This is a genomic window from Streptosporangium sp. NPDC020145 (assembly GCF_040631275.1).
Taxonomy (GTDB): Bacteria; Actinomycetota; Actinomycetes; order Streptosporangiales; family Streptosporangiaceae; genus Streptosporangium.
The window spans coordinates 91,029-117,845 of record NZ_JBEXZT010000015.1 but is presented as its reverse complement, the minus strand read 5'-3'; the positions used below and the strand labels follow the sequence as shown (position 1 = coordinate 117,845).

Sequence of the window (26,817 nt, the reverse complement as noted above, 5' to 3'; positions counted from 1 at the left end):
CGAATCCAAGGGTAGGCCGGCGATTCGACACGCGTTCAGGCCGTGTTCTCCCGATGGTCACCCCGAATAAGACCGTAGGGGCGTCCACCGGGACGGTTCCCTGAAAAACGCCTTCGGGAATTTCGTCGGGCGCGCCGTACATCGGCGTCGCGTCCCCGGTGGCCGGGAGGCTCTTCGCCCCGTGGAGGTCCGGGCGCGGGCTCACGGCGCTCACGCGGCGTCGTGGAAGACGAGGGCCAGGGTGTGGCGCAGGCCGGAGCGGATGGCGGACACACCGTGACGGACCGGCGCCGCCGACCATCCCCGGCTCGACCGGACGGGACGGTCCCGGGTGGTGAAGAGGTAGCCGTGTCCGTGCGGCAGGAGTGCCGCCGTCCCCCGTGACTGCGCGCGGGGACGCTGTTCCATCAGCAGGAACTCGCCTCCCGTGTGGTCCACGCCGGGCCGGTTGAGGTTGATCACGACCTGGAGGGGGAAGACGAGGTCGCCGTAGAGGTCGTGGTGCAGGGCGTTCCAGTCCTTCTCCTGGTATCGCAGCAGGATCGCCGTCGACTTGGTCTGCCCGGCCTCGTGACACATCGCGAGCCATTCGTCGAGCGTGTCGGGCCACGGCGCGGGGCGGCCGAGTTTGGCCCACCAGTCACGCGCGATGGGCAGCAGCCGCGGGTAGAGCGCCTGCTTCAACCGCTCGATCGGTTCCGGGTACGGCGCCGCGAAGTACCGGTACCGCCCCTCGCCGAAGCGGTACCGGCCCATGTCGATCGTGCTGCGGAACAGTTCGTCCCGGTCGAACATCTCGCAGAACCCGGCGGTCTCCTCCGAGGTGAGAAGTCGCGGGAGCAGGGCTCCGCCGTACTCGTCGATCTCGGCCGTGACGGCGGCCCAGTCGGCGGCGTCGACGCGCTCGCGCCACGGATCGACCCTCGTCGTCATGCCGCGGCCTCCAGGTTCAGCAGGGTGGTCTTGGCGTCGAGACCGCCGATGTAGCCGCCGAGGGAGCCGTCGGCGCGGAGCACCCGGTGGCAGGGAACGACGACGGGGAGGGGGTTGGTCGCGCAGGCGGTGCCGACGGCGCGGACGGCCTTGGGACTGCCGACGAGTTCGGCGACCTGCCGGTAGCTGAGGGTCCGCCCGTAGCCGATCTCCGGCAGGTGTTCCTGCACGAGCTGCCGGAACCCCCGTGACAACGACAGGTCCAGGGGCAGGTCGAACGTCCTCCTGCGGCGGCCGAAGTACTCCTCGATCTCCCGCGCGGCGGCCTCAAGCCGCCGGGGGGCGTGCAGGACGCGGGGGCTGAGCCTGCTCGCCAGCGTCTCCAGCACCCGGTCGTGGTCCTCGTTCTGGTAGGCCACCCGGACGAGACCCTTCGGGGTCGCCGCGAGCAGCAGCCTCCCGACCGGGGAGTCGACGACGGTGTAGGCGACGTCCACGAGTCCTTCGGCCTCCGCCTCACGCGCGAGCCGGGCGTGCAGCCGTGCCATCGTCTCGGGGTCGACGGGCGCCGACAGCACGCCGAGGATGTCGTTCATGAGGATGCTCCTTTCGCGTGAGCGCCCGGGTAGCTCTTCCTGAGGGTGTTCAGCCCGTCGGCCGCGGCTCTGCGCGCCGCCTCGGCGGTGCCGCCGAGGATCGCCGCGATCTCCGCGTGCGACATCCCGGCGAGGTACCGGTAGGTGATGGCCTGACGCTGCTTGTCCGGCAGCTTCACCACCGCGTCCCACAGGTCCATGTCGTCACCGCCGGGGACACCGAGACCGCTCGGCGTCTCGGGAAGGTCTTCGACGGCGACCGCGTTCCGCCTCGTGGCCCGGTGGACGTCGATCGCCTTGCGGCGCGCGATGGTGACGAGCCAGGCCTCCACGTTCGCCGTCTCCGGCAGGTCGGGATAGGCGCGCAGGGCCGACAGGAACGTCTCCGACCACGCGTCGTCGGCGTCGTGCACGCCCAGGAGGGCGCGGCAGACGCGCAGCACGGTCACCCCGTGCCGCGCGACCACCTTCTCGAACGGCTGCTTCATCTCGATCCCATCAGAACAGGCGTCCCGCTGTGACCTGGGCGGGCTCCTCCAGTTCCAGCAGGGCCCGCTTGCGTCCCAGTCCCCCGGCGTACCCGGTGAGGTTCCCGTTCGCGCCGAGCACGCGGTGGCAGGGCACGAGAACGCACAGCGGGTTCGCGCCGACCGCCTGGCCGACGCGGTACGCCAGGCCACGGTCGCCGAGTCGCTCCGCGACACGGCCGTAGGTCGTCGTCTCGCCGTACGGGATCTCGTTCAGGATGCTCCACACCGCCTGCTGGAAGGCGTCCCCGGCCGCCCGCAGCGGCAGGGCGAACGCCTGCCTGCGGCCGGCGAGGTAGTCCCTCACCTGCGTGGCGGCCTCGGTGAGCAGGGCGTCGCCGACGGCCACTGCGCCGAACGTCTCCTGCGCCGGACGGCGGGTGTGGTGCTGGAAGTACAGGCCGGTGACCGCGTCACCCTCGGCGACGATCGTGACCGGTCCCAGGGTGGTGTCCACCACGGTGTGTCGCGTGTTCATACCGGCTCCTTTCGCTCTCACCCTGCAGACGTACGGGACGCCCCGAACGTGAGACGGCGGTTTCACGACCAGGTGACCGGGAGGCTCTTCACCCCGTAGACGTCCGCGATCTCCGGGCGCAGGGCGACCTCCTCGGCCGGTACGGCCAGGCGCAGTGTGGGGAAGCGGTTGAGCAGGGCGGGGAAGGCGACACGCATCTCGACGCGGGCGAGCTGCTGTCCCAGGCACTGGTGGATGCCGTGGCTGAAGGCCAGGTGCCCGCCGTCCTGTCGCCGGAGGTCCAGCCTGTGGGGGTCGGGGAAACGCTCGGGGTCGCGGTTGGCGGTGTTGAGGCCCAGGATGACCATGGTGCCCGCCGTGATGATGCGGCCGCCCACCTCGACGTCCTCAAGGGCGACCCGGTAGAACTGCTTGACGACGCTGAGGTAGCGCAGCAGCTCCTCGACGGCCTGGTCGACGAGCGTGGGGTCGGCGCGCAGCGCGGCCAGCTGCTCCGGATTCTGCAGCAGCGCGAAGGTGCCGAGCGCCAGCATGTTCGCGGTGGTGTCGAAGCCTGCCGACAGCAGGATCAGGGCCATCCCCTTCAGCTCCTCGTCGGTCAGGTCGCCGTCGAGGAGGTCGCTGAGCACGTCGTCGGTGGGGTTGGCGCGCTTGGCGGCCACCAGCTCCGCGAGGTACCGCTGGACCGCGAGGTAGGAGGCGATCAGTACCTCGTCACTGACCTCTCCGCCGAGGAAGTTGTCGATGTGCTCCTGGAAGAAGTCCCGGTCCTCGTACGGCACGCCGAGGAGTTCGCAGATCACCATGGCGGGGACGGGCTTGGCGAACGCGGTCACCAGGTCGGCCGTCGTCCCGGCCCGTTCCATGGCGTCCAGGTGGTCGGCGGTGATCTGCTCGACGCGCTCGGTGAGCTGGCGCATCCGCCGTACGGTGAACTTGCCCACCAGCGGCTTGCGGTAGCGGCCGTGCCGCGGTTCGTCCATGAGGAGGAACTCGCCGGGAGGCGCCGGGGGAACCTCGACGTCGCCGTAGTCGATCATCGGGTGGTGGACCATGAGCTCCTTGCGGGAGCTGAAGCGCGGGTCGGCCAGGATGGAACGGGTCAGGTCGTAGCCGGTGACCAGCCAGCCCTGGTGCCCGTCGGCGAAGGTCAGACGGCTGATGGGGCTCTGCTCGCGGGCCTCGGTCAGCTCCTTGGGCGGGTCGAAGGGACAGCCGGACTGACGCGCGGTCGGCATCGTCATGGCGGTGTGGGGGGACTCGGACATGGTCTTTCCTTCCAGGGTCCGGTGCTGCTCAGGGGTGGCGTGCGGTTCCAGGGGTGCGGTGCGGTGCGGTTCCAGGGGTGCGGTGCGGGAAAGGGCGTGCTCTGCCCGGCCGGTGGCGGCCTGGTGCGCGAACAACATCGAGGGAGACATCGGCATCCGGCGGAGTCATCGACGCCTTCTGCGGGGAGGCCGTTCGTCACTCACACGGGCAGGGATCCTGCTCCGGGGGACCTGTTCACAGCCTGGTGTTCGTCTCGCGTGAATCTTCTGAAGTTCTCCGGCCGGCGACGCGAGACGCGCCGGGGAGGTGCTGTTTCCCGCTCAGGGGAACCGCGTCGCGACCCTCCTTCCTGTCGTTGACACGGCCTAGGCGATCTTGCGGCGGTAGGTGTTCATCGCGAAGAGGTAGGCCACGGCGAGGATGCCGACGCACCAGCCCAGGGCGGTCCAGATGTCCGTGCCGACCGGCTGCTCGGTGAACAGGGCGCGGATGGCGTTGACGATGGAGGTCACCGGCTGGTGCTCGGCGAAGAAGCGCAGCGGGCCGGGCATGGTGGCGGTGGGGACGAAGGCCGAGCTGAGGAAGGGCAGGAAGATCAGCGGGTAGGAGAAGGCGCTGGCGCCCTCCACGGTCTTCGCGGACAGTCCGGGGATGACGGCGATCCAGGTCAGGGCCAGGGTGAACAGGATGAGGATCCCGGCGACGGCGAGCCAGGCCGTCACGGGTGCGCTGGAGCGGAACCCCATGGCCAGGGCGACGAGTATGACGATGGCCAGGGAGATGATGTTGGCGGCCAGGGAGGTCAGCACGTGCGCCCACAGGACGGCCGAGCGGGCGGTGGGCATGGACTGGAAGCGTTCGAAGATGCCGCTCTTGAGGTCCATGAAGATCCGGAAGGCGGTGTAGGCGATGCCCGAGGCTACCGTGATGAGCAGGATGCCGGGCAGCAGGTAGTTGACGTAGGAGTCGGTGCCGGTCTTGATCGCGCCGCCGAACACGTAGACGAACATGATCATCATGGCGACCGGCATGATCGCGGTGGTGATGATGGTGTCCACGCTTCGGGTGACGTGGCGCAGGGATCGTCCCAGCAGAACGGCGGTGTCGCCGAGGAAGTGCCTGGTCATGGGGGGTTCCTAGGTGTTCGTGCCAACGAGGGTGAGGAAGATCTCCTCCAGGGACGGCTGCTTCTCCACGTATTCGACCTTGGCGGGCGGCAGCAGCCGCTTGAGGTCGGCGAGGGTGCCGTCGACGATGATGCGGCCCTGGTGGAGGATCGCGATCCGGTCGGCGAGGTGTTCGGCCTCGTCGAGGTACTGGGTGGTGAGCAGGACCGTGGTGCCCTGGGCGGTGAGGTCCCTGACGGTCTGCCAGACCTCCAGGCGGGCCTGGGGGTCCAGGCCGGTGGTGGGTTCGTCGAGGAAGATGATCGGCGGGTCGCCGATGAGGCTCATCGCGATGTCGAGGCGGCGGCGCATGCCGCCGGAGTAGGTGGCCGCCCTGCGTCCCCCGGCGTCGGTCAGGGAGAAGCGGCGCAGCAGGTCGTCGGCGACCTGGGCGGGGTTGGCGAGGTGGCGCAGGCGGGCGACCAGCATGAGGTTCTCCCTGCCGGTGAGGATCTCGTCGACCGCGGCGAACTGCCCGGTCAGGCTGATCGACTCACGGACGTTCGCCGCCTGGGTGGTGACGTCGAAGCCGTTGACGCGGACGACTCCGGCGTCGGGCTTGAGCAGGGTGGACATGATCCTCACGGCGGTGGTCTTGCCCGCGCCGTTGGAGCCGAGCAGCGCGAAGACGCTGCCCCGCGCCACCTCGAAGTCCACGCCGCGCAGGACGTGCAGGTCCTTGTAGGACTTCCGCAGGTCCCGCACCTGGATGGCGGGGGTTTGTTGTGTCGTCATCAGACGGTCCTGTCCTTCTCCCCCGCGGCGCGGGCGATGGCGTCGGTGAAGCGGTTGCGCTCGCGGGCCCGGTACTGCCCGGCCGGGTAGTTCTGGATGAAGGCCTCGACGAACTCCACGGGGTCGTCGCCGAAGACGTCGCGGATCGGGGTTCCGTCCGACACGCTCTGTTCGAACAGGTCGGCCAGGTCCTCGTACATCTCCATCGCGCCCGCGCCGTCGACCGGGCCGAAGTGCATCAGGTAGCGCTCCAGCGCCTCGACCGCGATGCGGTAGTTCTCGGGAAGCTGCTTGATCCGTGCCTTGTACTGCCGGTAGCGCTTCTTCTCCTCCAGCGACCCGGTGACGACCTCCAGGTACTTCAGGTAGCGGCTCTTCGACTCGTCCGGTTCTCTGGTCATGTCTAGTTGCTCCCTTCGCGGAGTTGTTCAAGCCTTTCGGCGAGGAATGCCCAGGTTCTCCAGAACTCGTCGAGGTACTCCCGCCCCTGGGCGTTCAGGGAGTACACCTTGCGTGGCGGCCCCTTCTCCGAGGGGACCTTCGCCACATCGACCAGGCCGCGCTGTTCGATCCTGACCAGCAGTGCGTAGATGGTGCCCTCGGCGATGTCGGAGAAGCCCTGTTCACGCAGCCATGCTGTGATCTCGTAGCCGTAGGCGGCCCGGGTGGAGAGGATCGCCAGGACGATGCCCTCCAGTGTTCCCTTGAGCATCTCCGTAGCCTGTTTGCCCATGGAGTGCCCCCTTTCAGCTACTCGATAGTGCTAAGTACCAGTAGAAAGTAACACTGACTACCGGTACTTAGCAACACCAAATACCTGCGACCTTGATCCGTGAGCCTCCGAGCGCTCCACGAGGGAGCGGGGGCGCCAGGGGGACGCGAAGACCAGGGCCCAGGCCGTACGGCTCCGCAACGACCGTCGCCTCAGACGGTGAGGCGCCCGGCAGCGGGCGGAGGTCAGGAGTTCGGCCTCGTGACCGTGGCCGGCGCGGTCGGCCTTCCCCCGGCCTCGGTGACGGCGGATGCGCGGCTCTTCCCGAGCGTGTCCGATGAGCTTTTCCAGTGCGGCCCAATGCCCACGGCTGGAATGTTCACAGCGTTTCTCTGACTGGACCCGGACCATTGTCAAATCCTGCGACGAGAAGCCGAACGCCCTGACCGTTTCGCTGTGGCCGCGAATCACCGCAGTCGTGCAAGAAGGTCGTGAAACCGCATCCATCCACGTCAGGAACGCCACAGGCTGCCGGTGACCTGCGACACCATTTCATTCGCACACGCCATCGGCAAAGGATCTCCACAGGATCAGGCCGGGACATGGAAAGGTTTCACGAAGCGTTTTCGCGTGGCATGACGAGGGTCATAAATCACTCCACGGCCCGCATACCGAAAGAGCTCTGACATGCCATCTGGCCTGAATACCGGGGACTCCGCGTGGGCGCTCGTGAGCTTCACGATGGTGCTGCTCATGACACCGGGTCTCGCGCTCTTCTACGGCGGCATGGTCCGTGCGAAGAACCTGATCAGCGTCCTGTACATGAGCTTCGTCGCCATCGCCGTGGTGACGGTGATCTGGTTCCTGTACGGCTACGGGCTGGCCTTCGGCAGAGACGTGGGCGGGGCCGGGCTGCTCGGCTGGAGCGACTGGTCGTTCGGCACCACCCCGTCCACGCTGTACGGCAAGGTGCCGTTGTACGTCTTCTCACTCTTCCAGCTCAGTTTCGCCATCATCACCCTCGCGCTGATCAGCGGTTCGGTCGCCAACCGGGTCCGGCTCGGACCCTGGATGATCCTCGGGGTTGTCTGGGTCACGCTGGTCTACCTGCCGATCGCACACTGGGTGTTCTCCGAAGGCGGATGGCTCCACCGCTGGGGAGTGCTCGACTTCGCCGGGGGCCTGGTCGTCGAGCTCAACTCCGGGATCTCCGGCCTGGCCCTGGCGCTGGTGCTCGGCCCGTCCGTACGGTTCCGCCGGGAGGGGCCGCCGCAGCCGAGGAACGTCCCGATGGTGATGACCGGCATGGGGCTGCTGTGGTTCGGCTGGTTCGGCTTCAACGGCGGGTCGGCCATGACCGACGGCGCGCTGGCGGTCAACGCGGTGACCAACACGATGATGTGCGGTTGCGTCGCGATGATCACCTGGATGATGCTCGAACGCCACCGGTTCGGCCGCTTCTCCCGGCTCGGCGGCACGACCGGCGCGCTCGCCGGGCTGGTGGCCATCACCCCGGCGTGCGGATACGTCAACCTTCTCGGCGCGACGATCATCGGCATCGTGGCCGCCGTGGTCTGCGCCTACGCCGTGGAGATCAAGACCACCGTCGGCTACGACGACACGCTGGACGTCGTGGGCATCCACGGAGCGGGCGGCATCGTCGGCGTCGTGCTGCTGGGCCTCTTCGCCACCGGCAGGTACGGCAGCACGACCGCCGGGGTGTTCTACGGCGGGTCGATCTCACTGCTCGGCAAGCAGCTCGTCGCGATTCTCGCCGTCGGCGCCTACAGCTTCGTGCTCATGTATCTCATCGGCAAGGCCGTGGACCGCCTGTTCGGACTCCGCGCGACCGAGAACGAGCAGACCGAGGGACTGGACAGCGAGCTCCGTATCGACTGACCCGTCCGCCGCCCCAGGGTCACGGCTTGCGCGACGCCGGGGCGGGCACACCGATCAGGGCGCGGCGGACGGTGTCCCAGACCCCGTGGCAGGCGGCCAGGACCTCGGGGGAACGGTCGCCGAAGAAACGCGCCCAGGCGCCCCGGCCACCGGGCAGCACGCCCGTCCCGGCACGCAGCCCGGTGCCGGTCAGAGCCTCGTGCATCGTGTCGGCGACCTCCTGGGGAGGACGGCTGCCGGTGACGACGTACAGGGTGGACATGACGCCGAAACCGGCCATGACCGCGGGCCCGTCCACCGGCCCGTCGCCGGGGACGAGCCGCAGCGGGTCGGCGAACACCAGCTCACCGTTGGGCTCCCGCATCTCCGTGTCGGTGCAGTACGCCGTGTAGGCGTGCCGTTCCCCGCGGGCCAGCCGCCCGGCCATCATCGTCTCGCCGAACACGACGGTGGCGTCGGGTGCGGCGGTGACGACGGTCCGCTGGTAGTAGCGGCTGCCGCCGAAGGCGATCGTGGGATCGGGCAGGTACTCCAGGTAACCGCCGGGCCCGACGTCCAGTTCGACGAGTTGCGTGGCGTGGTTCCGCTCCATCCGGTGGAGCCGGGTGAAGCCCTGTGTGGTCAGGTGCACGGACGCGCCGGCGCCGCAGGAGACGTCGAGGCGGTAGCGGTCCCCCTGGAGCACCCCGCCGCCGGACATCATGAGCATGACGTACGGCATGCCGGGCAGCATCGGGTCGTAGTAGTGCGGACGGGTGATGTGCAGCGGCGCCTTCTGGAAGTGCCCGGTGAGCTCGGTCCGCTCGTCTGTCCGCTGGAACTCCAGCTCCAGCACACCGACCTTGCCGGGGCAACCGACCGGCAGGGTGTCGGGCTGGGTGGAGTGCCGCCGGACCGGTTCGGGAATCCAGTGCGGTTCGTAGCGCTCGGGTGCGAGCCGGTCGAAGGTGGAGCCCCCTCCGTTGGGCGTGATCAGGCCGGAGCGGTACATGCGGTCCTGGCCCGGTTCTGGATGAGGTCGGCGACCTCGCCGACGCCGACACCGGTGAGGCAGTCGGTGAGGATGACCGGCCCGTCGCCGCGCACGAGCCGCGCGTCGCGTTCCATGACCCCCAGGTCGGTGCGCACGTACTGGGCTATGTCTATCTTGTTGATGACCAGCAGGTCGGAGTTCGTGGTGCCGGGACCGCGCTTGCGCGGCATCTTCTCGCCTTCTGCGGTGTCGAGCACGAAGATGTACAGATCCGCCAGCACCGGGCTGAAGGTGAGTGTGAGGTTGTCACCACCGCTCTCGAAGAGCAGCAGGTCGATGTCGGGGAAGCGTTCCAGCAGGTCGGCTCCGGCGGCGAGGTTCATCGTCGGGTCGTCACGGACGGCGGTGTGCGGGCAGGCGCCGGTCTCGACGCCGACGACGCGTTCGGGTTCGAGGATTCCGGCGAGGGTACGGCGGACGTGCTCGGCGTCCTCCTGCGTGTAGATGTCGTTGGTGATGACCCCGATGCTGCGGCCCCTGTCCCGCAGGATGGGGACGAGAGCCTCGATCAGCGCGGTCTTGCCTGAACCCACGGGACCGCCGATCCCGACCTTGAAGACTTTTTCCATTTTCATCGTGCCGTTTCCTCCGGTGATCGGTCAGGTGATGAACAGCCGGGCCGGAGCCCGCTCGTGTGCGGCCGCGACGGCGTCGGCGACGGGGACCGAGCTGTGCAGGTCCAGTGGATCGTCGACGGCGAGCGTCGCGAGCGCGACGGCCTCAAGGACAGGCCGGACATCACGCAGCAGCGCCTGCGCGCGCCGGAAGTCGGTACGGCCCAGGCGGACCGCCGCGGTCGTGAAACTCGCCGCGAAGGCGTAGAGGTCGCCCGCGACGGCCTGCGCCTCGGAGACACCGAGACCGGCGTGGACGGTACCGATGACGACCGCGTGATTGCCGGGCGTGGCCTTGCGGGCGACCAGCTCGGCGAGCCGGGCGACCTCGGGGACCGGGAAGGCGAACGCCGCCGTGTCGAGGACCTGGCGTCCTGTGCGCACCGACGCGGTGCGCTGTTCCCGCACGAGTTTGATCGCGTGCAGTCTCCGGTCGACCTCCCCGAGCCGTTCCCAGTCACCGGCGCGGACCGCGCGGTGGGCCAGGACGAGCGCGGACGCGTCCGCCGGGCCCGCCATGTGGCGCAGCAGGTCGGTGAGGAGGCCGTACAGCCCGTCCGGCTCGACCAGGCCGAGCTGCGCGTACCCCTCCAGCCCGTGCGAGAGCGTGTACATCCCGCTGGGGAAGCCCGAGTCGGTCAGCTGGAGCTGGGCCAGGAGCGAGGCGAGGCCCGTCTCCTCTCCCCGGGCCTGGTCGACGCTCGTCACAGGAAGAACAGCCGGTTGAGCGGGAGCTTCCTCGCGGGTTCGATGTGCACGTGTTCGCCGTTGAAGGACACCTTGTAGGTCTCCGGATCGACCTGGATGTTGCCCAGTGTCGAGTTGCGCACCATCTGCCGCTTGTCGATGGTGCGGCAGTTCCTGACCGGGCGGATCATGCGCCGCAGCCCCAGTCGTTCGGGCACACCGGCCTCGATGCCCGCGCCCGACATGAAGGTGACGCACGTCTCGGCCAGTGCCCTGCCGTGCGCGGCGAACATCGGGCGGTAGCAGACGGGCTGCGGGGTCGGCAGTGAGGCGTTCGCGTCACCCATCTGGGCCCAGCCGATCAGGCCGCCCTTGATGACCATCTTCGGCTTGGCGGCGAAGGACGCGACCGGCCACAGCACGATGTCCGCGAGCTTCCCGTCCTCCAGTGAGCCGATCGTGTGGTCCACTCCCGACACCCGTGCCGGATTGATCGTCAGCTTGGCGATGAAACGCAGCACCCGGAAGTTGTCACTGCGGGCCGAGTCCTCCGGCAGCGGGCCCCGCTTGTCCTTGCAGTGGTGGGCGATCTGGAAGGCGCGGGTGAACGACTCGCCGATGCGGCCCATCGCCTGGGAGTCGGAGCCGACGATGCTGATGATGCCCAGGTCGTGCAGAACGGTCTCGGCGGAGATGGTCTCCGCGCGCACCCGGCTCTCGGCGAAGGCCACGTCCTCGGGCACGTCGTAGCTGAGGTGGTGGCAGACCATGGTCATGTCGAGCAGTTCATCGACCGAGTTGACCGTGTACGGCAGCGTCGGGTTCGTCGAGGCGGGCAGCACGTTCGGCTCGCCGGTCACCCGCAGGATGTCGGGGGCGTGGCCGCCACCGGCGCCCTCGGAGTGGTAGGTGTGGATCGCGCGCCCGTTGATGGCGCTGATGGTGTCCTCGACGAAACCGGCCTCATTGAGGGTGTCGGTGTGCAGGGTGATCTGGATGTCGAGCTCGTCGGCGACCGACAGCGAACAGTCGATCACCGCCGGGGTGGCGCCCCAGTCCTCGTGCACCTTCAGCCCACAGGCACCCGCCCGGATCTGCCGCTCCAGCGCGCCGGGCAGGCTGCTGTTGCCCTTGCCGAGCACGCCGATGTTGATCGGGAGGTCCTCGAAGGCCTGCAGCATGCGGCCGATGTTCCAGGCTCCGGGAGTGGTGGTGCAGCCGCGGCTGCCGTCCGCGGGTCCGGTGCCACCGGCGACGAGGGTGGTGATCCCGTTGCTGAGGGCGTTCTCGACCTGCGCGGGAGAGATGAGGTGGACGTGGGTGTCGATGGCGCCGGGGGTGGCGATGAGGTTCTCCCCCGAGATCACCTCGGTGGCGGCGCTGACGATCAGGCGCCGGTCGACGCCGTTCTGGGTGTGCGGGTTGCCGGCCTTGCCCACTCCGACGATCTTGCCGTCCTTGACGCCGATGTCGCCCTTGACGACGCCGAGGATCGGGTCGATGACCACGGCGTTGGTGATGACCAGGTCGAGGGCGACGGTTCCGTCCGAGGCCGGGTCGGCGGCCATGCCGTCCCTGGCGGTCTTGCCGCCGCCGTACTGGGTCTCGTCGCCGTAGTGGCCCTCGGTGTGGTCCTTCTCGACCTCGACGACGAGGTTGGTGTCGCCGAGCCGGATCCTGTCACCGACCGTCGGGCCGTACATCTGGGCGTACCGCTGGCGGCTGATGCTGGTCATCCGGGTCAGCCCTTCTGCTTCGTGCCGGTGCCCGGTTTCTTGGCCTGTCTGGTTTGTTTGGACTGCTTGACCTGCTTGGGCTGGTTGGGCTGGTTGGCCGCCTGTGGTTCCGGCTCGTCGAGGTAATCGCGTTCGTGCATGCGCTTGAACGCGTCGCGGCGGGCCTGAAGGCTTCGGATGCTGCCGTTGAGCAGGCCACCGAATCCCACGAGGCGTTTGCCTCCGCCGTACTCCACGAGGGTGACCTGCTTGGTGTCGCCGGCCTCGAAGCGGACGGCGGTGCCCGCGGGAATGTCCAGGCGCATGCCGAAGGCCTGTTTCCGGTCGAAGTTCATGGCCCGGTTCACCTCGAAGAAGTGGAAGTGCGAGCCGATCTGGACGGCGCGGTCGCCGGTGTTGTGCACGGTGAGTGTCACGCGTGGCTGACCGACGTTCAGCTTGAGGTCGCCCTCGCCGTAGATGTACGGATCATCCGACATGGGTGTGTCTCTCCTTCAGACGTTCCGCCGACCGGCGGGGCTCGTGGGTGTGGGTGTGCGGTGTCCGCCGCGCCAGGCCGTCGTCGCGGTGGCTGCTCCAGCGACACACGGCCTCGGCGGCGCGCCGGTCGATGAGCGTGGTGAGCGAGGCCCGCCCGAGCACGGTTCCCAGCGTGCGCGCCTCCGCGTGCGCGGGCGCCGGGGCGAACGAGGCGGGCAGCAGAACGACCTCCTCGGCGCCGAGCGCACGGCAGCGTTCGACGCCCTCGTCCACGTCCGGGTCTCCTCCGGTCAGCGCGACCTCGACCCAGCGGACCGGCGTGTACTGCCGGACGAGCCGGGCGACCCTGAACAGTTCGGCGTCAGGCTCGGGCCCGATCGCGGGCGCCACCAGCAGGACGGCCGTGGTGGCCGGCGTGTCGAACCTCGCGTGCACGATCGCTCCCCGCAGCCAGCCGACCATGTGGCCGGAGTCGGCCAACGGCCGTGCGAGGAGCAGGTCGCCTGTCGTACGGCCACGGGCCGCCCACCGCAGCGCCTGGGCGGTCACATCCGGCAGTTCCGGCTCCCGGCCCAGCGTCATCGGCACCACCACGGTCGGATCCGGCGGGATCGCCGACAACAGCGCGCGGCCCGCCCCGCACACCGCCGGGGCGTCCGGACCCAGCAGCGACGGCAGGCAGGAACCGCCCAGGCTCTCGGCGCCGCCCGCGAGCAGGGTTCCGTAGCGGGGCGACGTCATTTCCCGCCGACCGGATCGTGGCAGGAGACCAGCTTGGTCCCGTCGTCGAACACCGCCTCGACCTGCAACAACGTCAGCATCCCGCGTACGCCCGGCAGGACGTCGTCCGGGCCGACGATCTTCTTGCCCAGCTCCATGCACTCGGCGACGGACTTGCCGTCCCGCGCGGCCTCGACGACCGCACAACTGATCAGCGCGACCGTCTCCGGATAGTTGAGTTTCAGACCGCGGTCCTTGCGCTGCCGCGCCAGTTGGCCGGCGGTGAAGAGCAGCAGCTTGCTCGTCTCCCTGGGGGTGAGGTTCATGAGAGTTCCTTTCTGAACGGATCACGCGTCACGCGTACTCAAGCCTGGAGAACATCGGCACCGCTGCCAGGAACGCCCACGTCACCAGCACGAACGGCCAGGTCAGGGTGTGTCCTCCGGTCACCGTGAGCAGGTTGCCGACCCCCGCCGTGAAACCCGCCGCGGCGACGACGCCGATCAGCGCGTACACGGCGCTGACCGGCGTGGCCACGACGAATGTGCCGAACAGGGCGATGCCCGTCAGCACCGAGTTGTAGCCGTAGAGCCCGGCTCCCAGGTCTGCGGCCTGAGCACCCAGGAGCCAGCCGGTGAGCAGACCGGCCAGGCTGGACATGAGGGCCACCAGGCCCAGCCGCCATCCGGCGATCACCAGGCCCACGAGGAAGATCAGGCCGACGTACCACTGGCCCTGGAACATCACCTGACCGACACCGCTGAGCGTGCCCTGCCACAGGTGGGTCCAGTCCATCTCGATGCCAGGTGCCTTCACGGACGGGGGAGCCGCGCCCGCGTGCCGGTTCCAGACTCTGCCGAACGCGGGCCCCCCGACCACCATCACCGTGGTGATCACACAGAACGGCGCGGTGGACGCGGGCAGGCTGTACGGCTTCAGCAGGACGTTCAAGGCTGAGGTGAGGACGCTCCCGGCGACCGCGCCGAAGACCACCAGTAGGACGGTGATCCATCTGGCGTCAAGGTAGAGGACCAGTCCGATCCCGGTCAGCGTGCCGCTGAAGCCCTCCAGCCCGAGCGCGACCCGGTCGGCCCACGAGACGCCCAGCAGGTACGCGGTGAGTGTGGCGACGACCGTGCCCAGCAGTCCGAACAGGCCGAACCGCCAGCCGCCCACGAACAGCGCGATCAGGAACGCCAGTCCGGTCCACGGATTGGCCTGGAAGATGACCTGCGCGACGCCTTTCAGGATCACCGGCAGCCCGCCGGACACGTTCGCACTGGGCGAGCGTGAAGCAGGCCCAGAGGCCTGGGGCATCGCCGATGACATGAACCCAGCCGTTTCCACCGCTGTCGGATGACGCCGTCAGAGCTCTCGCCTGTCCGGCCGAAGGACGCGACACATGGGCATGTATCCATGGCCGACGCGAGAAAAGACCAACGACAACCATCAAGTGGATAAAGCCATCTAGATCACCATTGACGCGGCGATCTGCCCCTCGTCCGCGTTCACCCGGCCGTCCTCTCCAGCGAGCGCCGACGCCGAACGTGACCGGCCATCGGGCCGGCCATCACCCCCGCAGACCGCCTCCGGAGCGGGTGACGATGAGCCCGTGTCCACCGGCGGTGAGCGAGTTGAGAAACAGCCGGTCAGCGCCCGGCAGGGAGGCCAGACGGAGCATCCAGTCACGTGCGGCGATGCGCAGCCCGCTGGAGGGCGCCATCCACTGGATGAACCGGCGACCGAACGCCTGCACCTCCTCGATGGCCGGCCGTACCCGCCTCTGGTAGGCGGCCAGCGCGTCCGGGACACGGGCCGCTCCGGCCGTCGCCAGTTCGTCGGCGAGCACCCACGCCCCGGCCATCGCCATGGACGCGCCGTGCCCGGCGAAGAGGGACACCGCCTGGCAGGCGTCCCCGAGCAGGGCGACCCGTCCGGTGCTCCAGTGCTCCATGTCGATCTGGGTCACCTGGTCGCAGTAGATCTCGGCGGGGTCCGGGCAGCGGGAGAGCGCCTCCGGCAGGATCCAGCCGAGGTCGCCGTAGGTGTGCCGCAGCCAGGCGGCCGGGTCTTCGGGCAGGGTGGGGTCGGGCTCGCGGCACAGGAACAGCAGCGCGAGCCGGTCTCCGCGCAGCGCGTAGGCACCGGCCATCCGCCCCGGCACGGTCAGCATCTGGTAGCGCGTGCCGATCTTCCTGCTGAGCGCCTCGTCGTCGATGACATAGGCGGCGACCCGGTGACCGAGGTAACGCACGAATCCGCTCTCGGCGCCGAAGGCCAGCTTCCTGACCTGGGAATGTGCTCCGTCCGCGCCCACGAGGAGGTCGACCTCGCGCCGCGTGCCGTCGGTCAGCTCCACGGTGACGCCTTCGCCGTCCTGCTCGATGCCCGCGACGCTGGTGCCGTACGTCACCGGGGCGCGCACGCCGTCGTGGACGGCACGGACCAGGTCGGTGCGCAGCAGGCTCACCACCCGGTTGAAGGACTCGGGCATGACCAGGCGGCTGGTCCGCCGCCCGACACGGTCGACGTAGCCGAGTTCGTTGACCGGGTAGCGGGCCTCAAGCAGGCGGGGGGCCAGGCCCATCCGCTCGGCCACCTCGTATCCCGGCCCGTAGAAGTCGATCATGTATCCGCCGTCCCGGAGGGTGGGGGCGCGTTCGACCACCTCGACCTGCCACCCCATGCGCTCCAGGTGCCAGGCCAGGGTGAGCCCGGCGATTCCCGCGCCGCAGATGAGCGCCCTCATCACCCCTCACTCCCCGCGTGCCCGTCCGCCCGCAGCATGGCCCGCAGGGGACCGGCGAGCGCGGCGACGTCCATGGCGGGATCGAGGCTGTGGTGCAGCACCAGGCCGTCCAGGGTCGCCGCGAGCAGGACGGCGGCGGCCTCGGCGTCACCGGTGTGGCCGCGGGCGCGCAGCCACGAGACCACGCACGCACGGAAGTCGTCGATCATGTCGCGGAGCCGGGCGCGGAGCTCGGGGAGCCTGCCGGAGGCCAGGTGCGTCTCCACGATCAACAGGGAGGCGGGGTCCGTGCCGGTGTAGCCGGACAGTTCGCCCAGCAGCCAGTCGAGGCCGCTCTCGATGTCCGGCTGTTCGGCCAGCCGGTGCGCGACCTCACCGAACAACGCGCCGGCGAACGCGGTCGAGGCCTCGACCAGCAGGTCCGTCACCGACGCGAAGTGGTAGTGCACCACACCCGGAGCCACCCCCGCGCGTTCGGCGACCATCCGTGTGGTGACGCCGCCCCAACCGACCTCGCCGATCAACGCCACCGCGGCGTCGAACAACCGCTGCCTGGTCGCCCGACCTCGTTCCACCGATTTCTCCACCGTCTCCCGCTCCTCTGGACATATGCCTTGGACAATCGACTTGGACAGTTGCCCAAAATATACCCCCCAAGCCGTCGGCGTGGCGGAGAGGAGCGAGGTCGATCAGACGGGGTTCACCGGAGCCGGCCAAACAAAAACGGCCCGCCTCCTCGCTCACGCGTGTGATGCGCTGCGGAAAATCAGGAAGCGGGCCGTTTCACCCTCCTCAGGAGGGGAGTCCTACGGGTCTTACTCGTTCACGGGCACGAACTGCCAGCGCTGGGTGTCGGACCCGTTCGCGCCGCGCAGCGCCACATCGCCGCGTGGAACCACCGGGGGCTCGACGTTCCACAGCAGGTCCTCGTTGGGCGCCTTGACGACGAAGGTGCCGCCGCCCGCCGACTCCACGGACCAGGTGGTCGGCTGACGGTCGGTGATGACCGGCTCCCCCTCCTCCGACCGTGACACCGAGGCGTAGACGGCGGCACCGCGGGTGAGGCTCAGGCCGACGTTCTTGATCGTGAACCCGCCCTGGACCGGGGTGATCTCCCACAGCTCGAACGGTCCCGGATTCTCCCGGGTGCTGGAGACGAAGACCGCGTTGCCCTCGTTGTATGCCCGCAGCGAGCTGTGGGAGGCCGTGTTGACGATCCGGTAGACGTTCGCGGCGGCGGCCAGGGGCTGGGTGCCGTCCGCGGCGGCGTTGGCGGTTGCGCCCAGGCTGCTCATCGCCCAGGAGCCGAGCAGCAGCATCGCGGCCACCGCCATCCTTGCGAGGCCACGCCCGCCACGGGTCCGGTAGGTCCTTCCCATGCCACTCCCTCTCTGTAGTCGATCAACTTCGGAGGGTGACATCGTTCCAACAACGACGGGCCGGTCACAACGGGCCCGTCGGAGCAGAGGACTGATCCCCCACGGGCAGGCATGACTCACCGGAAGGTGAGGCCCGGCTCAGGAGAGGGCCCTGACCCGGGCGGCCTGATCCTCCTGGACTCTTCGGGCGGTACGCAGGAAATCGAGGATGACGGCCAGCTGGTCCGGCCCGTACTCCCCCAGCGCCTGGGCACCCGCCCGGCCGACCGGGACGAAGATCTCAGCCTCGGCCGAGCGGGCGGCGTCGGTCGCGGAGACCAGGACCCGGCGACGGTTCTCCGGATCCGTGGAGCGGACCACCATTCCGGCGCGCTCCAGCCGGTCGATGACCGTGGTGGTGGCCGCCGGACTGAGCTTCAGCGCGAGACTGAGCACGCCCGCGGGCACCGGGCCCTCGGCGAGCACCACGTCGAGGCAGCGCAGGTCGGTGCGGTTGAGGCGCAGCCGGGCGGCGGCCGCCTCGTCGAAGGCGTCGAAGCTCTGCTGCAGCCGCCGCAGCTCCGTCGCGATCTCTCCGATGACAGCTTGTTTCGACATTCGAAGCTTTCTGATATCGTACATTTCGTTCGTCGAAACGACGATATCACGTACGGAGGGATCCCCATGCGCTCGACCATCCTCACCGGCACCGCTTCCAGCCCGCGAACCGACGACACCGCCGAGATCGAGAGGCTCTTCGCCGACTTCCTCGCGGCCTGGACGGCGGGTGACGCCCAGGCGTTCGGCGCGCTGTTCACCGACGACTCCGACTACGTCTCCTACGACGGGACCGTCGCCCGTGGCCGCCGGGCCCACCAGCACAACCATGACAAGCTCTTCCGCGGCGTCCTGGCCGACTCCGCGCTGGTCGGCGACCTGGAGTCGATCCGATACCTCACCCCGGACGTGGCGGTCGTGCACGGTACGGCCTCCGTCCTGATGCCGTGGCGGTCCACCCTCCCCAGGCGGCGGCTGTCGCGGCAGACCGTCGTCGTGGTGCGGACGGAAACCGGCTGGAGAATCGGCGCCATTCACAACGGCCGCGTCCGCCCCATCGCCGTTCCCGAGCCCGACGCGTTTCCTTCGAGGATGTCCCGGCTGATGTCACGTGTCGCGCGCCGATTCGGCGTCGGCCAGAACCGATCCCGCTAAAGGACATTGTTTCCGCTGCGTTTCCGCTACTCAGAGCAGGTGCCCGAGGATCGTCGGCGAACGCGCACCGAGTGCGGGAAACGCGGGGAAACCCCTGGGGAAAGCCCGGAGAAGATCCCGGAAAAAGCTCGGAGAGGGCTCGGCGAAGACGCCCTCGGCGGAATTCTCCCGGTCGTCGATCACGCCCTCGTCCCGCGAAGGGAAAAGGACGGACCGGCTTTCTCCCATGACGCGACGGCCCGGGACGTGGACCACCGGCCTCCCAGCGCGACGGCTCCAGGACGTGGACCACCGGCCTCCCAGCGCGACGGCTCCAGGACGTGGACCACCGGCCTCCCGGCGCAGCACCCCAGGACGCGGACCACCGGCCCCGGCGCGACGTCCCAGGATGTGGATCACCGCCGACGCTCCCGGCGCGCCGCAAGCCAATGTCATGTATTGACTGGATGCTCCCCTTCTTTCTAGATTTGTCCAAAAGTTAGGAAAGTTTCCTAACCTGCGGACCAGAAGATCGGAAGGACGCCAGTGAAACTCGCCGTTGTCGGAGGCGGTTCGACCTACACGCCGGAGCTGATCGACGGGTTCGCCCGCCTGCGTGACGAGCTCCCGTTGACCGAGATCGCGCTCGTCGATCCCGACGCCTCCCGTCTTGAGCTGGTCGCGGGGGTCTCCCGCCGCATGCTGGCCCGGGCCGGGCACCCCGCCGAGGTCGTCGCCACCTCCGACCTCCAGCGGGGTGTCGAGGGCGCGCAGGCCGTACTCTTCCAGCTCAGGGTGGGCGGCCAGGCGGCACGCGACGTCGACGAGACGTTCCCGCTGGCGTGCGGCTGTGTCGGACAGGAGACCACCGGCGCCGGAGGCCTGGCCAAGGCCCTGCGCACGGTGCCGGTCGTGCGCGGCTTGGCGGCCACGGTCAGGGAGCACGCCCCGGAGGCCTGGATCGTCGACTTCACCAACCCCGTCGGCATCGTGACCAGGGCGCTGCTGGACGACGGGCACCGTGCGATCGGGCTGTGCAACGTGGCGATCGGCTTCCAGCGCCGCTTCGCCGACCACCTCGGCCTGGCCCCCGAGCGGGTCCGGCTCGGCCATGTCGGGCTCAACCACCTGACCTGGGAGCGCGCGGTGTACGTGGACGGCGAGAACGTGCTGCCCAGGTTGATCGCCGAGCACGGGCAGGCCATCGCCGACGACCTGCGCCTGCCGCTGGAGCTCATCGAGCGTCTCCAGGTCGTGCCCTCCTACTACCTGCGTTACTTCTACGCCCACGACCTGGTGGTCGAGGAGCAGCGGACCCGGCCCTCCCGGGCCTCGGAGGTCGCGGCGCTTGAGGAGCAGCTGCTCAGGCTCTACGCCGACCCCTCCGTCGACACCAAGCCCGAGCAGCTGGCCAAGCGCGGCGGGGCCTTCTACTCCGAGGCGGCCGTGGCGCTCATCGCCTCGCTGCTCGGCGACCGCGGTGACGTGCAGGTGGTCAACACCCGCAACAACGGCACGCTGCCCTTCCTGTCCGACGACGCGGTCGTCGAGGTGCCCGCGAAGGTCACCGCGGCGGGAGCCGTACCGTTGCCGGTCGAGCCGGTCGAGCCGGTCGAGCCGCTCTACGCGGGCCTGATCGCGGGCGTGTCCGCCTACGAGGAGCTGGCCCTGCAGGCGGCGCTGTACGGCGGGGCGGACCGGGTGCGCAACGCGCTTCTCGCGCACCCGCTGGTCGGGCAGGAGGCGATCGCCGCCGAACTGACCGAGCTGCTGCTGGAGAAGAACAGCGGGTACCTGTCGTGGTGAACGTGCTGGCCGTCGACGGCGGCAACAGCAAGACCGACGTGGTGCTGCTGAACGAGCTCGGCGAGATCCTCGCCCGTGGCCGGGGTGGCCCCTTCGCGCCGCAGAGCGAGGGGGTCGGGCCCGCGACCGACGTCATCGAGAGGGTGGTACGGCAGGAGATCGGGTTCACCGGCCGGGCCGACCACCTGGTCACCTTCCTGGCCGGGGTTGACCTGCCCGAGGAGGAGCGGGCGATCGAGGCCGAGATCTCGGGGCGCGCGCTGGCCAGGGACGTCGTGGTGCGCAACGACACCTTCGCCCTCCTGCGGTCGGGGGCGTCCGGCCCGTGGGGGGTCGCGGTGGTCTGCGGCGCGGGGATCAACGCGGTCGGCGTCGCGCCGTCGGGGCGGGTCGCCCGGTTCCTGTCCCTGGGGGCGATCAGCGGCGACTGGGGCGGCGGTCTCGGCCTGTCGTCGGAGACGCTCTGGCACGCGGCCCGCGCCGAGGACGGCAGGGGAGCCCCGACCGGGCTCGCCGAGCTGGTCAGGTCGCACTTCGGCGCGGACACGGTCGAGCGGGTGGTGATCGACCTGCACCTCGGCGTCCTGGGACGGGAACGGCTGCTTGAGCTGACGCCGGGGCTGTTCAGGGTGGCCGCGGACGGCGACGAGATCGCCCGTGGGCTGGTCTCGCGGCTGGCCGACGAGATCGCCACGATGGCCCAGGTCTGCCTCACCCGGCTCGACCTGCTCGGTACGCCGACCGAGGTGGTCCTGGGCGGGGGCGTGCTGCGGGCCCGCGATCCGCTGCTCACCACGCTGCTCGACGAACGGTTCGCGGCCCGCATGCCGCTGGCGGAGCGGGTCGTCGCCGAACTGCCGCCCGTCGTGGGCGCGGCGTTGAGCGCCCTGGATCACATCGGCGCAGGTGAGGACGCGAAAGCCCGGCTGCTCGGGCGGTTCTGAACTCTTGACGGGTTGAGGAGAGGCGACCTATAGTCGGCCGCTAACCGTCTGGAAGGTATCCGGACGGTTAGCGCCAGGAGGAAGCATGTCCCTCAGCCGCCGCGAAGTCCTGCGCGGGCTCGGTCTCGCCGCGCTCGCCACCCCTCTCGCCGCCTGCGCGACCGCCGGTCGCGAAGCCGCCCCCAGCCCCACCGCCTCCGCCGCCGCGACCTCAACGAACAACCCGCTCGGCGTGGACGCCACCCGGCGGCTGGAAGTCGTCATCTTCAGCGGCGGCAACGGCGACAAGTACGCCGTGGACCTGCACGAGGCCGCCTACCGCAAGGCGTACCCGAAGGCCGAGCTCAAGCACGTCGCCACGCAGAAGGTCGGCACCCAGCTGCGCCCCCGCTTCATCGCCGGTGACGTGCCCGACGTGGTCAACAACTCGGGCCCCGAGGCGCTCGACCTGCAGTCGCTGGTCCAGGAGGGACACCTGGCCGACCTCACCCCGCTCTTCGAGGCCCCCTCCCTGGCCTTCCCCGACAAGAAGGTCAAGGACACCCTCGTCGGCGGCGCCTACGAGAACTCGCTGATCGACGGCGTGCCGAGGGTCCTGCAGTACACCGTGGCCCACCGCGCCCTGTGGTACAACGCCAAGCTCTTCGAGTCCAAGGGCTGGACCGTTCCCAAGACCTGGGCGGAGTTCAACACCCTCGGCGAGGAGGCGAAGAAGGCCGGGATCACCCTGTTCGCCTACCCCGGCCAGGTCGGCCCGTTCTACCAGCTGTGGAACCTCGTCTACAGCGCCGCCAAGGTCGGCGGCAACAAGGTCATCATCGACATCGACAACCTGGCCGACGGCGCCTGGACCGCCGAGCCGGTCCGGCAGGCCGTCGCCGCCTGGGCGCAGATCCAGAAGGACTACGGCGACAAGGCCTACTTCGGTCTCGACCACACCCAGACCCAGATCAAGCACCTGCAGGACAAGGTCCTGTTCTACCCGTGCGGCTCCTGGCTGGAGAACGAGATGGCCAAGGACAAGCCGGACACCTTCGAGTACGCCATCGCCCCGGTGCCGAGCATCACCGCCGCGGACGCCCTGCCGTACGAGGCGATCATGATCGGGGTCTCCGAGGCCTTCTTCGTCGCGGCCAAGGGCAAGAACCCGCAGGGCGGCCTGGACTACCTGCGCATGATGCTCTCCAGGGAGGGCGCGCGCGGCTACACCGAGATGACCAAGAACCTCACCATCGTCAACGGCCTGGTGGACGGTCTGCAGCTCACCTCGGCGGTCAACAGCGCCGCCAAGGCCCAGGAGGCCGCCGGGAAGAACACCATCACCGACGCCCGCTTCGAGACCTGGTACAAGGAGCTGTTCGACCACGGCCAGACCCAGACCAACTCGGTCATGGCCGGTCGCATCACCGCCGACCAGTTCTGCGAGAACATGCAGAAGAAGGCGGACGAGCTCAAGGCCGACTCCTCCATCGCCAAGCAGAACCGGACCGTCTGACCGATGAGGCGGCACGGCTTCGTCGCGGGATTCCTGCTCCTTCCCGTCGTTCTCTACGGCATCTTCGTCATCAGCCCGTACGTGCAGGCGTTCCAGATCGCGCTGACCGACTGGCGGGGAGTCTCGGCCAAGCTCAACTTCGTCGGGCTGGACAACTTCCGGCGGATGTTCGGCAACGAGACCTTCTGGCAGGCGATCCGCAACCACGCGGTCCTGCTCGTCGCCATGCCGCTGGTCACGGTTCTCCTCGCGCTGCTGTTCGCCTACCTGCTGAACGTGGCGGGTGGCTCACGCGGCGGCACGATGACCGGGGTCAAGGGCTCCGGTTTCTACCGGGTCGTCTTCTTCCTGCCGCAGGTGCTCGCGGTGGCGGTGGTCGGCGTGCTGTTCAAGGCCGTCTACCGCCCCGACGCCAGTGGCGTGGTCAACGGCGCCCTCGTCAAGCTGGGCATGGAACCGATCGGGTGGCTGACCGACCAGAGACTCGCGCTCTGGTCGATCATCGCCGTGATGGTCTGGCAGGCGGTCGGTTTCTACGTCGTCCTCTTCTCGGCGGGGATGGCCGCCATCCCGAAGGACGTCTTCGAGGCGGCCTCCCTGGACGGCGCCAGCCGTACCCGGCTGTTCTTCTCCATCACCCTGCCGCTGCTCTGGGACACCGTCCAGGTCGGCTGGATCTATCTCGGGATCGCGGCCTTCGACGGCTTCGCCCTGGTCAACGTGCTCTCCATCGAGCAGGGCGGGCCGGACGGCGCGACCACGGTGCTGGCCACGGAGATCTACAAGAACGCCTTCGGCTACTCGCGGTTCGGCTACGCCTCGGCGCTCGGTGTGGCGCTGTTCTTCCTGACCCTCACCTTCGCCGCACTGACGATGCGGGTCACCAGGCGCGAGAGGATCGTCTACTGACATGGGCCGCAAACTCTTCGGAGGTCTTTCGCAGGCCATCCTCGCGGTGTGGGCCCTGCTCATCATCGCTCCGCTGATCTGGACGCTGCTGGCCTCCTTCAAGAGCAACGGCGAGATCTTCGGCGACGCCCTCCAACTGCCGGGCGAGCTGCGCTGGGACAACTGGGCGCGGGCCTGGGAGCGGGCCAACGTCGGCCGGTACCTGCTCAACACGGTGATCGTCGTCTTCTTCGGCGTCGCGGGCACCATGTTGCTCAGCTCCATGGCCGCCTACGTGCTGGCGAGGTTCAAGTTCCCCGGCAACCGGCTGATCTACTTCCTGTTCGTTTCGGGCATGGCCTTCCCGGTCTTCCTCGCCCTGGTGCCGCTGTTCTTCGTGGTCGACGGGCTCGGGCTGCTCAACACGCACGTCGGGCTGGTCCTGGTCTACATCGCCTACTCGCTGCCCTTCACGATCTTCTTCCTCACCTCCTTCTTCCGAGGGCTGCCCGACGCGGTCGCCGAGGCGGCGATGATCGACGGCGCCTCCTACACCCGGACCTTCTTCCAGGTCATGCTGCCGATGGCCAAGCCGGGGATGGTCAGCCTGACCATCTTCAACGTGCTCGGCCAGTGGAACCAGTACCTCCTACCCCTGGTGCTGCTTCCCGGAGACAAGAGCAACTGGGTCATCACCCAGGGCATCGCCGACATCTCCACCATCGCCGGATATGAGGCGGACTGGCCGGCCCTGTTCGCGGCGCTCAGCATGACCGTTCTGCCGGTGGTCGTGGCCTATATCGTCTTCCAGCGGCACATCCAGTCCGGGCTGACGTCAGGAGCAGTGAAGTAGTGTCCACCGGGAACCCCACCGTCTTCAGAACCCTCAACGAACGGGCGGCCCTGGAGCTGCTGCTGCGGCACGGCTCCCTCACCCGCGCCGAGCTGGAGTTCCACACCGGGCTCTCCAAGGCCTCCGCCGCCGAGGTGCTGCGCCGCCTGGAGAACGGGCGCCTGGCGCGCAAGGCCGGCACCAAGCCCGGCAACGCGGGCCCCGCCGCCCAGCTCTGGGAGCTGAACGGCTCGGCCTCCTGGGTCGCGGGCCTGGACCTGACGGCACGCGCCGTCGAGGTGTCGGTCTCGGACCTCACGGGTGAGGTCCGGGGCGGCCACCAGGCCGAGGCCCCCGGCGAGGGCACCGACGCGGTGGCGTTCCTGACCGAGGCCGTGCAGGCCGCGGCCCACGACGCCGGGGTCACCCTTGACGACCTCGACCAGATCGTGCTGGGTGTCCCCGGCGTCGTCGAGGCCGGGGGCCACCGGCTGAGCCAGGCGGTGCAGCTGTCCGGCTGGTCGCACCTCGACGACCTCGGTGACCTGCGCGAACAGCTGGGCACCGAACGCTTCCGGCTGGAGAACGACGTCAACCTGGTCGCGATCCGCGAGCTTGAGGAGCACAAGGGCAGTAGCTTCGTCCTGTTCTGGGTGGGAAGCGGAGTCGGCGCCGGAGTCGTGCTCAACGACGTCCTGTGGCGCGGCGTCACCGGGCGCGGCGGTGAGGTCGGCTCGGTGACCGTGCCCGACCCGGTCAGCCGCGGGCGGCTCTACGGCCCCGACGGCGGCCCGCTCGGCGCGCTGCTCGGTACGGCCCCGCTCGCCGAACTGGCCGCAGCGCACGGGCTTGAGGTCGAACCCACCCTGCGCGCGGTCACCGAGCTGCTCCGCGCCGAACCCCCCGCCGAATTCCTCGACGACGTCGCCAGGCGGGTCGCGCTCGGCGTGACCGCGGCCGTCGGCGTACTCGACCCCGGCTACGTCGTCCTCGGCGGCCCTGTCTGCACGGCGGCCGGGGAAGCGCTGCGCTCCCGCGTCGCCGACCTCCTGGTCCCCACCGGTCTGGCGCCCGTCACCGTCGCCGTCAGCCGCGTCAGCGGCAACGCCGTACTGGAAGGCGCCGTCCGTCACGCCCTCGACCTGGCTCGTGAGCAGGTCTTCCACGCCGGTACGGCAGGCCGTACCGGACCCGTCAACGAAAGCTGAGAAATGTTGCGCACCCTGGTGATCGCCGCCCACCCCGACGAACCCGAGCTCTACGCCGGTGGCATCTCCGCACTGCTGTCCAAGGCCGGGCACGCGGTGAAGTTCCTGACGCTCACCAACGGCGACGCCGGACACCACGAGCTCGAACGGGCTCCGCTGGCCCGCCGCAGGGCGGAGGAGGGCTGGCGTGCGGCCGACGCCCTCGGCGTGGTCAACTACGAGATCTTCGACGTGCATGACGGCCTTCTTGAGCCGACCGTTGAGCTGCGCCTTCAGGTGATGCGGGAGATCCGTGCCTGGCGGCCCGACCTGGTGATCGCCCTGCACGCCGACGGCTCCGGCCACCCGGACAACCGGGCCGCCGGGAAGCTGGTCGAGCAGGCCGTCGAACTTGTCACCGTGCGCAACGTCGAGTGCGGCAAGCCCCCGCTTGAGCGGCAGCCGGTCTGCCTGCTGATGACCGACTACGCCTCCGACCCGGTGCACCGGGACGACGTGGTGGTGGGCGTGACGCCGGTCGCGCAGGCCAAGGTGGACGCCTGCCTCGCGCACGCCTCCCAGTTCCTGGAGTTCGGCCCGTTCCAGCGCGGTCTTCTGGACCGGGTTCCTCCGGCCGACGACGTGGACGCCTGCCGGGCCTTCGTCGGCGAGTACTGGCCGGGCCACCTGTCGACGGAGACCTTCCAGTTCGCCCCGTACGGCAGGCGGGCCGACGCGGCCGAACTGCGGCGGTTGCTGCCGTTCGTCCAGAACCTCTGACC

The 26,817-nt window shown here is 69.3% G+C and carries 29 protein-coding genes and 1 pseudogene; 9 read left to right on the top strand and 21 right to left on the bottom strand.

Annotated features, from left to right (window positions below):
- Positions 1-210 precede the first annotated feature (210 nt).
- From ABZ463_RS25610 to ABZ463_RS25570, 9 genes are all read right to left on the bottom strand, one after another.
- Positions 211-933 carry a 2OG-Fe(II) oxygenase gene (locus ABZ463_RS25610; protein ID WP_362779702.1) on the bottom strand — a complete coding sequence of 241 codons (723 nt, stop codon included), beginning with the start codon at positions 931-933 and terminating at the stop codon, positions 211-213.
- Positions 930-1,529 carry a methylated-DNA--[protein]-cysteine S-methyltransferase gene (locus tag ABZ463_RS25605; protein ID WP_352014974.1) on the bottom strand — a complete coding sequence of 200 codons (600 nt, stop codon included), beginning with the start codon at positions 1,527-1,529 and terminating at the stop codon, positions 930-932. The genes ABZ463_RS25610 and ABZ463_RS25605 overlap by 4 nt, the downstream gene beginning before the upstream one ends.
- On the bottom strand, positions 1,526-2,017 hold the full coding sequence (locus ABZ463_RS25600) for a sigma-70 family RNA polymerase sigma factor (RefSeq protein ID WP_352014975.1): 492 nt from the start codon (positions 2,015-2,017) through the stop codon (positions 1,526-1,528). The genes ABZ463_RS25605 and ABZ463_RS25600 overlap by 4 nt, the downstream gene beginning before the upstream one ends.
- A 10-nt stretch (positions 2,018-2,027) precedes the next feature.
- A complete protein-coding gene (locus tag ABZ463_RS25595) occupies positions 2,028-2,534 on the bottom strand; it encodes a methylated-DNA--[protein]-cysteine S-methyltransferase (protein WP_352014976.1) in 507 nt (168 codons plus the stop codon).
- 62 nt (positions 2,535-2,596) lie between these two features.
- Positions 2,597-3,802: a cytochrome P450 gene (locus ABZ463_RS25590; RefSeq protein WP_362779698.1), complete on the bottom strand. Its 1,206-nt coding sequence runs from the start codon at positions 3,800-3,802 to the stop codon at positions 2,597-2,599.
- 366 nt (positions 3,803-4,168) lie between these two features.
- Complete coding sequence (locus ABZ463_RS25585) at positions 4,169-4,930, bottom strand: ABC transporter permease (RefSeq protein WP_352014978.1); 762 nt, start codon at positions 4,928-4,930, stop codon at positions 4,169-4,171.
- A gap of 9 nt (positions 4,931-4,939) precedes the next feature.
- Positions 4,940-5,704 carry an ABC transporter ATP-binding protein gene (locus tag ABZ463_RS25580; RefSeq protein WP_352014979.1) on the bottom strand — a complete coding sequence of 255 codons (765 nt, stop codon included), beginning with the start codon at positions 5,702-5,704 and terminating at the stop codon, positions 4,940-4,942.
- Complete coding sequence (locus tag ABZ463_RS25575) at positions 5,704-6,105, bottom strand: DUF1048 domain-containing protein (RefSeq protein ID WP_362779694.1); 402 nt, start codon at positions 6,103-6,105, stop codon at positions 5,704-5,706. The genes ABZ463_RS25580 and ABZ463_RS25575 overlap by 1 nt, the downstream gene beginning before the upstream one ends.
- A gap of 2 nt (positions 6,106-6,107) precedes the next feature.
- Entirely contained in the window at positions 6,108-6,437 is a 330-nt protein-coding gene (locus ABZ463_RS25570) for a PadR family transcriptional regulator (RefSeq protein ID WP_352014981.1), read from the bottom strand.
- A 666-nt stretch (positions 6,438-7,103) separates the two neighbouring features.
- Between ABZ463_RS25570 and ABZ463_RS25565 the strand changes: the two genes are divergently transcribed.
- Complete coding sequence (locus ABZ463_RS25565; RefSeq protein ID WP_362779692.1) at positions 7,104-8,315, top strand: ammonium transporter; 1,212 nt, start codon at positions 7,104-7,106, stop codon at positions 8,313-8,315.
- A 19-nt stretch (positions 8,316-8,334) separates the two neighbouring features.
- Here the strand turns inward: ABZ463_RS25565 and ABZ463_RS25560 are convergent, their stop codons facing one another.
- The 12 genes and pseudogenes from ABZ463_RS25560 to ABZ463_RS25505 all read right to left on the bottom strand — a co-directional run bounded on the left by ABZ463_RS25560 (position 8,335) and on the right by ABZ463_RS25505 (position 18,310).
- Positions 8,335-9,306 (bottom strand): urease accessory protein UreD, encoded by a 972-nt coding sequence (locus tag ABZ463_RS25560; protein ID WP_362779689.1) that lies wholly within the window; start codon positions 9,304-9,306, stop codon positions 8,335-8,337.
- Positions 9,288-9,923 carry an urease accessory protein UreG gene (ureG, locus tag ABZ463_RS25555; RefSeq protein ID WP_362779687.1) on the bottom strand — a complete coding sequence of 212 codons (636 nt, stop codon included), beginning with the start codon at positions 9,921-9,923 and terminating at the stop codon, positions 9,288-9,290. Before ureG ends, ABZ463_RS25560 begins: the two co-directional genes overlap by 19 nt.
- A gap of 24 nt (positions 9,924-9,947) precedes the next feature.
- The gene (locus ABZ463_RS25550; protein WP_362779684.1) at positions 9,948-10,670 is read right to left on the bottom strand and encodes an urease accessory UreF family protein; all 723 of its coding nucleotides are present in this window, start codon (positions 10,668-10,670) and stop codon (positions 9,948-9,950) included.
- Positions 10,667-12,385 (bottom strand): urease subunit alpha, encoded by a 1,719-nt coding sequence (gene ureC, locus ABZ463_RS25545; protein WP_362779682.1) that lies wholly within the window; start codon positions 12,383-12,385, stop codon positions 10,667-10,669. Before ureC ends, ABZ463_RS25550 begins: the two co-directional genes overlap by 4 nt.
- 176 nt (positions 12,386-12,561) lie before the next feature.
- Positions 12,562-12,864, bottom strand: a pseudogene (gene ureB / locus ABZ463_RS25540) (urease subunit beta); the annotation flags it as partial.
- Positions 12,854-13,606 (bottom strand): hypothetical protein, encoded by a 753-nt coding sequence (locus ABZ463_RS25535; RefSeq protein ID WP_362779679.1) that lies wholly within the window; start codon positions 13,604-13,606, stop codon positions 12,854-12,856. The pseudogene ureB and the gene ABZ463_RS25535, both read right to left, overlap by 11 nt.
- Positions 13,603-13,911, bottom strand: coding sequence for an urease subunit gamma (ureA, locus tag ABZ463_RS25530; RefSeq protein ID WP_362779676.1), 309 nt, complete (start codon positions 13,909-13,911; stop codon positions 13,603-13,605). The genes ABZ463_RS25535 and ureA overlap by 4 nt, the downstream gene beginning before the upstream one ends.
- Before the next feature lie 28 nt (positions 13,912-13,939).
- Positions 13,940-14,857, bottom strand: a complete 918-nt coding sequence (locus tag ABZ463_RS25525; protein WP_362779673.1) for an urea transporter — start codon at positions 14,855-14,857, stop codon at positions 13,940-13,942.
- A 298-nt stretch (positions 14,858-15,155) separates the two neighbouring features.
- Positions 15,156-16,334: an FAD-dependent oxidoreductase gene (locus ABZ463_RS25520; protein ID WP_362779670.1), complete on the bottom strand. Its 1,179-nt coding sequence runs from the start codon at positions 16,332-16,334 to the stop codon at positions 15,156-15,158.
- Positions 16,334-16,909, bottom strand: coding sequence for a TetR/AcrR family transcriptional regulator (locus tag ABZ463_RS25515; RefSeq protein ID WP_362779667.1), 576 nt, complete (start codon positions 16,907-16,909; stop codon positions 16,334-16,336). Before ABZ463_RS25515 ends, ABZ463_RS25520 begins: the two co-directional genes overlap by 1 nt.
- Before the next feature lie 240 nt (positions 16,910-17,149).
- Positions 17,150-17,713 (bottom strand): hypothetical protein, encoded by a 564-nt coding sequence (locus ABZ463_RS25510; RefSeq protein WP_352014984.1) that lies wholly within the window; start codon positions 17,711-17,713, stop codon positions 17,150-17,152.
- Between the two features lie 138 nt (positions 17,714-17,851).
- Positions 17,852-18,310, bottom strand: a complete 459-nt coding sequence (locus tag ABZ463_RS25505; RefSeq protein WP_362779664.1) for a MarR family transcriptional regulator — start codon at positions 18,308-18,310, stop codon at positions 17,852-17,854.
- Between the two features lie 66 nt (positions 18,311-18,376).
- Between ABZ463_RS25505 and ABZ463_RS25500 the strand changes: the two genes are divergently transcribed.
- The 8 genes from ABZ463_RS25500 to ABZ463_RS25465 all read left to right on the top strand — a co-directional run bounded on the left by ABZ463_RS25500 (position 18,377) and on the right by ABZ463_RS25465 (position 26,815).
- Positions 18,377-18,904 carry an SgcJ/EcaC family oxidoreductase gene (locus ABZ463_RS25500; protein ID WP_362779661.1) on the top strand — a complete coding sequence of 176 codons (528 nt, stop codon included), beginning with the start codon at positions 18,377-18,379 and terminating at the stop codon, positions 18,902-18,904.
- A 525-nt stretch (positions 18,905-19,429) separates the two neighbouring features.
- Positions 19,430-20,689, top strand: a complete 1,260-nt coding sequence (locus tag ABZ463_RS25495) for a 6-phospho-beta-glucosidase (RefSeq protein WP_362779659.1) — start codon at positions 19,430-19,432, stop codon at positions 20,687-20,689.
- Positions 20,683-21,633: a BadF/BadG/BcrA/BcrD ATPase family protein gene (locus tag ABZ463_RS25490; protein ID WP_362779656.1), complete on the top strand. Its 951-nt coding sequence runs from the start codon at positions 20,683-20,685 to the stop codon at positions 21,631-21,633. The genes ABZ463_RS25495 and ABZ463_RS25490 overlap by 7 nt, the downstream gene beginning before the upstream one ends.
- Before the next feature lie 85 nt (positions 21,634-21,718).
- On the top strand, positions 21,719-23,128 hold the full coding sequence (ngcE, locus tag ABZ463_RS25485) for an N-acetylglucosamine/diacetylchitobiose ABC transporter substrate-binding protein (protein WP_362779654.1): 1,410 nt from the start codon (positions 21,719-21,721) through the stop codon (positions 23,126-23,128).
- Positions 23,129-23,131: 3 nt separating this feature from the next.
- Positions 23,132-24,037 (top strand): sugar ABC transporter permease, encoded by a 906-nt coding sequence (locus ABZ463_RS25480; RefSeq protein ID WP_362779651.1) that lies wholly within the window; start codon positions 23,132-23,134, stop codon positions 24,035-24,037.
- A 1-nt stretch (position 24,038) separates the two neighbouring features.
- Entirely contained in the window at positions 24,039-24,869 is an 831-nt protein-coding gene (locus ABZ463_RS25475) for a carbohydrate ABC transporter permease (protein WP_352014991.1), read from the top strand.
- A complete protein-coding gene (locus ABZ463_RS25470) occupies positions 24,869-26,056 on the top strand; it encodes an ROK family transcriptional regulator (protein WP_362779648.1) in 1,188 nt (395 codons plus the stop codon). Before ABZ463_RS25475 ends, ABZ463_RS25470 begins: the two co-directional genes overlap by 1 nt.
- Positions 26,057-26,059: 3 nt before the next feature.
- Positions 26,060-26,815 (top strand): PIG-L family deacetylase, encoded by a 756-nt coding sequence (locus tag ABZ463_RS25465; RefSeq protein WP_362779646.1) that lies wholly within the window; start codon positions 26,060-26,062, stop codon positions 26,813-26,815.
- Positions 26,816-26,817: the final 2 nt, after the last annotated feature.

Coding starts and splice junctions, on each gene's coding strand:
- ABZ463_RS25610 (WP_362779702.1), bottom strand. CDS start 933: ATGACGACGAGGGTCGATCCGTGGCGCGAGCGCGTCGACGCCGCCGAC.
- ABZ463_RS25605 (WP_352014974.1), bottom strand. CDS start 1,529: ATGAACGACATCCTCGGCGTGCTGTCGGCGCCCGTCGACCCCGAGACG.
- ABZ463_RS25600 (WP_352014975.1), bottom strand. CDS start 2,017: ATGAAGCAGCCGTTCGAGAAGGTGGTCGCGCGGCACGGGGTGACCGTG.
- ABZ463_RS25595 (WP_352014976.1), bottom strand. CDS start 2,534: ATGAACACGCGACACACCGTGGTGGACACCACCCTGGGACCGGTCACG.
- ABZ463_RS25590 (WP_362779698.1), bottom strand. CDS start 3,802: ATGTCCGAGTCCCCCCACACCGCCATGACGATGCCGACCGCGCGTCAG.
- ABZ463_RS25585 (WP_352014978.1), bottom strand. CDS start 4,930: ATGACCAGGCACTTCCTCGGCGACACCGCCGTTCTGCTGGGACGATCC.
- ABZ463_RS25580 (WP_352014979.1), bottom strand. CDS start 5,704: ATGACGACACAACAAACCCCCGCCATCCAGGTGCGGGACCTGCGGAAG.
- ABZ463_RS25575 (WP_362779694.1), bottom strand. CDS start 6,105: ATGACCAGAGAACCGGACGAGTCGAAGAGCCGCTACCTGAAGTACCTG.
- ABZ463_RS25570 (WP_352014981.1), bottom strand. CDS start 6,437: ATGGGCAAACAGGCTACGGAGATGCTCAAGGGAACACTGGAGGGCATC.
- ABZ463_RS25565 (WP_362779692.1), top strand. CDS start 7,104: ATGCCATCTGGCCTGAATACCGGGGACTCCGCGTGGGCGCTCGTGAGC.
- ABZ463_RS25560 (WP_362779689.1), bottom strand. CDS start 9,306: ATGTACCGCTCCGGCCTGATCACGCCCAACGGAGGGGGCTCCACCTTC.
- ureG (WP_362779687.1), bottom strand. CDS start 9,923: ATGAAAATGGAAAAAGTCTTCAAGGTCGGGATCGGCGGTCCCGTGGGT.
- ureC (WP_362779682.1), bottom strand. CDS start 12,385: ATGACCAGCATCAGCCGCCAGCGGTACGCCCAGATGTACGGCCCGACG.
- ABZ463_RS25535 (WP_362779679.1), bottom strand. CDS start 13,606: ATGACGTCGCCCCGCTACGGAACCCTGCTCGCGGGCGGCGCCGAGAGC.
- ureA (WP_362779676.1), bottom strand. CDS start 13,911: ATGAACCTCACCCCCAGGGAGACGAGCAAGCTGCTGCTCTTCACCGCC.
- ABZ463_RS25520 (WP_362779670.1), bottom strand. CDS start 16,334: ATGAGGGCGCTCATCTGCGGCGCGGGAATCGCCGGGCTCACCCTGGCC.
- ABZ463_RS25510 (WP_352014984.1), bottom strand. CDS start 17,713: ATGGGAAGGACCTACCGGACCCGTGGCGGGCGTGGCCTCGCAAGGATG.
- ABZ463_RS25505 (WP_362779664.1), bottom strand. CDS start 18,310: ATGTCGAAACAAGCTGTCATCGGAGAGATCGCGACGGAGCTGCGGCGG.
- ABZ463_RS25500 (WP_362779661.1), top strand. CDS start 18,377: ATGCGCTCGACCATCCTCACCGGCACCGCTTCCAGCCCGCGAACCGAC.
- ngcE (WP_362779654.1), top strand. CDS start 21,719: ATGTCCCTCAGCCGCCGCGAAGTCCTGCGCGGGCTCGGTCTCGCCGCG.
- ABZ463_RS25480 (WP_362779651.1), top strand. CDS start 23,132: ATGAGGCGGCACGGCTTCGTCGCGGGATTCCTGCTCCTTCCCGTCGTT.
- ABZ463_RS25475 (WP_352014991.1), top strand. CDS start 24,039: ATGGGCCGCAAACTCTTCGGAGGTCTTTCGCAGGCCATCCTCGCGGTG.
- ABZ463_RS25465 (WP_362779646.1), top strand. CDS start 26,060: ATGTTGCGCACCCTGGTGATCGCCGCCCACCCCGACGAACCCGAGCTC.